General features: G+C 58.9%; 4 protein-coding genes and 1 pseudogene. 2 read left to right on the forward strand and 3 right to left on the reverse strand.

Annotation, left to right across the window (positions count from 1 at the left end; translation table 11 throughout):
- A pseudogene (locus tag E0F99_RS28820) lies at positions 1-163 on the forward strand (IS256 family transposase); the annotation flags it as partial.
- Between the two features lie 215 nt (positions 164-378).
- Here the strand turns inward: E0F99_RS28820 and E0F99_RS28825 are convergent.
- The gene (locus tag E0F99_RS28825; protein WP_083358941.1) at positions 379-1,794 is read right to left on the reverse strand and encodes a purine-cytosine permease family protein; all 1,416 of its coding nucleotides are present in this window, start codon (positions 1,792-1,794) and stop codon (positions 379-381) included.
- 250 nt (positions 1,795-2,044) lie between these two features.
- Between E0F99_RS28825 and E0F99_RS28830 the strand changes: the two genes are divergently transcribed.
- Positions 2,045-2,956: a LysR substrate-binding domain-containing protein gene (locus tag E0F99_RS28830; protein ID WP_083358940.1), complete on the forward strand. Its 912-nt coding sequence runs from the start codon at positions 2,045-2,047 to the stop codon at positions 2,954-2,956.
- A 119-nt stretch (positions 2,957-3,075) separates the two neighbouring features.
- On the opposite strand, the gene ospF is transcribed toward E0F99_RS28830, so the two are convergent.
- Positions 3,076-3,810 (reverse strand): type III secretion system effector phosphothreonine lyase, encoded by a 735-nt coding sequence (gene ospF, locus E0F99_RS28835; RefSeq protein WP_232000082.1) that lies wholly within the window; start codon positions 3,808-3,810, stop codon positions 3,076-3,078.
- A gap of 162 nt (positions 3,811-3,972) precedes the next feature.
- On the reverse strand, positions 3,973-5,024 hold a 1,052-nt coding region (gene argE, locus E0F99_RS28840; RefSeq protein ID WP_130909093.1), incomplete at its 5' end, for an acetylornithine deacetylase.

Below are 5,024 nucleotides of genomic sequence, written 5' to 3' on the forward strand. Positions count from 1 at the left end.
GACCCGAGGGCACTTCCCAACGGACGATGCTGCAACAAAATTAATCTGGTTGGGATTGCGAAATATCACTGCTAACTGGGGCAAACCGGCACATGACTGGAAGAGTGCGATGAACCAATTTGCGATTCTGTACGGAGATCGATTTATCAGGCCTACCTGGTAAAACTAAGGCCTGCCTGTCGGCAGGCCGTTACCGGCCCGCACACAAAAAATCTGACACTCTCTTGGTTTCACATCCATGACCGTGATGTGTATCAGCTGGCTCTTTATAGATAACTAAACCGCCCCCAAAAACTTAAAAACCACCCAAACCCCGGCCGCAAAGCCAGGATATGAGTGGTTCAAAACATCACGATCAAATCACTGCAGGCAGTTGGCTTAAACCCCACCCACCAATTTCCCCCCCTCCATCCTGCGTTTATAAGCACTGTCCCGACTCGCCAACCAAAAATACAATGGCGACGTCACTACCAACCCCACCACCCAGGACAAATCCGCGCCATTAATGTGTTCCGAAATTGACCCCACATACAGCGGCGTGTTCATAAACGGAATCTGCACCGCAATCCCCACCGCATACGCCAGCAGCGCCTGTGGGTTGTACTTGCCATAAATCCCGCCATCCACCCGGAAGATCGAGGCAATGTCGTATTTGCCTTTGTGAATCGCGTAAAAGTCGATCAGGTTGATCGCCGTCCACGGCACCAGTACCACCAGCAATACCAGCACCATGTCGACGAAGTGGCCGATGAAGTCTTTGGAGGCGAACACGGCGGCGATGGCGCAGGCGGCGAGTACGAGGATGGAGATCACTGCGCGGCTTTTGGCGGTGGGGATCCAGCGGTAGGCGAAGGTCTGCACCAGGGTGATGATCGACAGCACCGCGCCATACAGGTTGAGGGCGTTGTGGCTGATGACGCTGAGCAAAAACAGCACCAGCATCAGCGGGCCGATGGCGCCGGTGGCGAGTTTGACGGCGTCCATGGTGTCCATGCCCACCGGGGTGGCGAGCACGGCGACGGCGCCGAAGATGAAGGCCAGGCTGGAACCGAGGGCGGAGCCGAGGTAGGTGGTCCAGAAGGTTGCGGCGACGGGTACATCGGCCGGCAGGTAGCGGGAGTAGTCCGACACGTAGGGTGCGAAGGCTATCTGCCACAGCGCGGCGAGGGACACGGTGGCCAGCCAACCGGAAATGTTGAAGCTGCCACGGGTGAGGAAGTCGGTGGTCTGTACGTGGGTGAAGATGTAGCCGAAGCCCAGCACGATGCCGGCGCCGAGTACCCAGGTGCCGATGCGGTTGAGCACGTGGATGAAGCGGTAGCCGATGATGCCAATGATGCCGGAACCGATGGCGCCGATAACGATGCCGACCGGCACGGGCACGCTGTCGACCACGCCGTGCAGGGATTTACCCGCGAGTACGATGTTGGAGGCGAAGAAGCCGATGTACATCACGCCGGCGATGACCACCACCAGCAGGGCGCCGAGGGAGCCGAACTGGGCGCGGCTTTGGATCATTTGCGGGATGCCCATTTGCGGGCCTTGGGCTGAGTGCAAGGCCATCAACACGCCGCCGACCAGATGGCCGACGAGGATGGCGACGATGCCCCACAGCAGGTTCAGGTGGAACAGTTGCACACCCAGCGCGCCGGTAACGATGGGCAACGGTGCGATGTTGCCGCCGAACCACAGGGTGAACAGGTCTCTTACCTTTCCGTGGCGATCTTCCGGGGGCACGTATCCAATCGTGTGTTTTTCGATAAGCGGTGCGGAGGATGTTGCAGTGGTAACCATGACGAGCTCCAAGGCAAGGTGAGTACGTTGACGTACTTCGCTGTGCGCTGCACGGGCGGCGCTTTGTTGTTGGAGTGATCATCTGCAATGGGGGCGGGCAGGTAAATTAGTAAGTTTGTTGCTATAGACCTTAAAAAATATAGCTCACCGGTTTTTTTGCTCCGGTATGTTGCATGGACTTTAATCCGTGTGAAAAAGCCGATTTTCACGCACTTGTTTGGGGCGAAGTCCCACGTTTTTGGAGGTCCCGATGGCTGCCTATAACCTGCGCCAACTCAAATATTTTGTGACCACGGCCGAGTGCGGCAGCGTCGCCGAGGCGTCGCGCAAGCTGTATATCGCGCAGCCGTCGGTGTCTACCGCGATCAAGCAGTTGGAAGACAGTTTTGGCGTGCAGCTGTTTATTCGTCATCACGCTCAGGGCGTTTCGCTCACGCCCAGCGGCGCGCGGTTTTATCGCAAGGCGCTGGAGCTGCTGCGGGTGGCGCATGAGTTCGAGCAAAACGCCCTGGCTGACAATGATGTGGTGGCGGGGCAGATCGACATCGGCTGCTTCGAGACGGTGGCGCCGTTGTATTTGCCGCGCTTGATCGCCGGTTTCAAGGCGCGTTGGCCGGGGGTGGAGATCCGCATTCGTGATGGCGAGCAACAAGAGCTGGTGCAAGCGCTGACGGCGGGCGGTATCGATATGGCGATGCTGTTTGAGCATGACTTGGGCGGCACCATCGAGACCACGCCGTTGATGCCGCCGCAGCAGCCGTATGCGCTGCTGCCGGCGGACCACCGCTTTGCGCAGCAGGCCAAGGTGTCGCTGGCGGACCTGGTGCTCGAACCGATGATTCTGCTCGATGTGCTGCCGAGCCGCACCTACTTCGTGAGCATCTTTGAAGAGCGCGGGTTGACGCCGAATATCGTGTTCAGCTCGCCGTCGATCGAAATGGTGCGCGGCATGGTGGGGCGCGGGTTTGGGTTTTCGATTCTGGTGACCAAGCCGTTTACCGAGTACACCTATGATGGGCAGAAGGTGGTGTGTGTGCCGTTGGCTGAAACAGTGACGGGTTCCGGGTTGTCGGCGGTGTGGTTGCGGCGGGCGCCGCTGACCAAGCCGGTGCAGCTATTCGTCGATTACTGCCGCGAAGAACTCGCGCGGTTGCTGGGTTAACAACCGATCGTTCCCGCGCAGGGCGTGGAGCCGTCATCAAGCGCTGCGTGATTGTTGGGTTAAACACAGCACTAAAATGTGGGCGCGAGCAAGCCCGCTCCCACATTTGCCCAGTGTTGTCAGGCGGCGATGCCGGCGCTGAGCTTGAAAAAGGGCTCTTGTTTCAAGGCGGCGCTTTGGCTTTCTGAACCCTGGCGGTCGCTGCGGACTTCATTGCGATAAGACACGTATCCCCACTGCGGCGCCGAGACATCGGAGGCGGGGGTGTGCTCGCTTTTACCGATGCCTGCCTCTTGCAGGGCCTGTTCGAGGGTTTTTACCAATGCCTGGATTTTCCCCATGTACTCGGGGCTATAGGTGCCATCCGTTCGGTCTGGTTTGGGGTAGAGCGTGAACTGAGCGCCCTGCGATATCCGTGTGTCTCTTGGGTCAACACGGCTTAGATCGGTGGCTTTCCAGCTATTGATCGGGCTGTCCTTTGAGTGAATAAGCTTGCTGATGACTTCAAAGGCTTTGGGCACATCCTGTTGCGCGACGCTGATGTGAAACTTGTCGCCCACCGATTTCCCTTCTTCTTTGGCGGGCGTGCGCGTGAGTTTGATAAAGGGAAACTTCTTGAATTTCAGGGCTTTGTTTTCGCTGCGCCAGCCACCCAAGACCTCACCGCTAGACTGCTGAACCCCCTCAAATGTCGGCGCGCCATAATTCGGGGTAAAGCGCACGTTTGCGTGGGGTGCGACATCTGCGTGGCTCATGTTCTCCAATCCGCCCGTGTCAAATGGGTTTCTCCCATTCAATAAGGCCTCTTTGAAGCCTGAACTTATATAGGGTGCGGGGGAGATCTCTACTCGCATGTGGGTTACCTTTTTTGTACCGATGAGGCAGTCAGTGGGCTACTCAATGTCTGGGCTTTTCGTACACAGATGAAAAGTCGGTATTTGTGTGGCTCCGCACATGCAACGAGTTCCAGGTTTAACGATGGGAAGGGGCTTGTTGGTGTGGGGTAGAGAGGCGGCTCAGACGCGAATCGAGTCGAGCATGCGCAGCAACATGGCATCACAGCCTGCCAACTGTTCAATGCTCACGAATTCATCCGGCTTGTGCCCCTGGTCCATGCTCCCAGGCCCGCACACCACCGTGGGAATGCCTACCGCATCAAACAACCCGCCCTCGGTGCCAAACGCCACCGTGCCGAAATCCCTGGAACCGGAAAACGCCGCAATCAACTGCGCCGCCTGGCTGCGCTCGTCGGTGACCAGGCCTGGGTAGGCCGACAACTCGGTAAACCGAATCGCGCTGTGCGTGCTGACAGCCTGCATACGTGGCAACACCTGCTGCATGGCGTAGGCTTGCAGTTCTTCAGCCACTTCACCCGGGTCCTGCGACGGCAACGTGCGCACTTCAAAATCAAACCGGCAATCCGCCGGTACGATATTCAGCGCCTTGCCACCGGCAATCACCCCGGTCTGCACGGTGCTGAATGGCGGATCAAACCTCGGGTCTTGCTGCTCGCGCAGCCGCTGCCCAATCCGTCCCAACTCACCGATCAACTCGGCGGCGTGCTCAATCGCGTTCACGCCATACGGCGCATACGCCGAGTGGCATGCCTCGCCCTGCACATCGCAACGCATCGCCAACTTGCCCTTGTGGCCGAGCACCGGTTTCAGTTCGGTCGGTTCGCCGATGATGCACAGCATCGGTTTCACCGGGCGCTGTTCCACTGCCTTGAGCAACGAACGCACGCCCAGGCAGCCGACTTCCTCGTCGTAAGACAGGGCGATGTGAACTGGCAGGCGCAGGTCTGCCTTGACCAGCGCGGGCACCAGCGCCAGCACGCAGGCGATGTAACCCTTCATATCCGCCGTGCCCCGGCCAAACAGCTTGCCGTCGCGCTCGGTCAGCGCGAACGGAGGCACGGTCCACGGTTGGCCATCCACTGGCACCACATCGGTATGGCCCGACAGCACAATGCCCGGCAATTCCACCGGGCCGATGCTGGCGAACAGGTTGGCCTTGCTGCGCTCCTGGTTGTAGACCAACTCACTGTCCACGCCGAACCCGGCCAGGT

This window comes from Pseudomonas antarctica (assembly GCF_900624995.1).
GTDB lineage: Bacteria > Pseudomonadota > Gammaproteobacteria > Pseudomonadales > Pseudomonadaceae > Aquipseudomonas > Aquipseudomonas antarctica.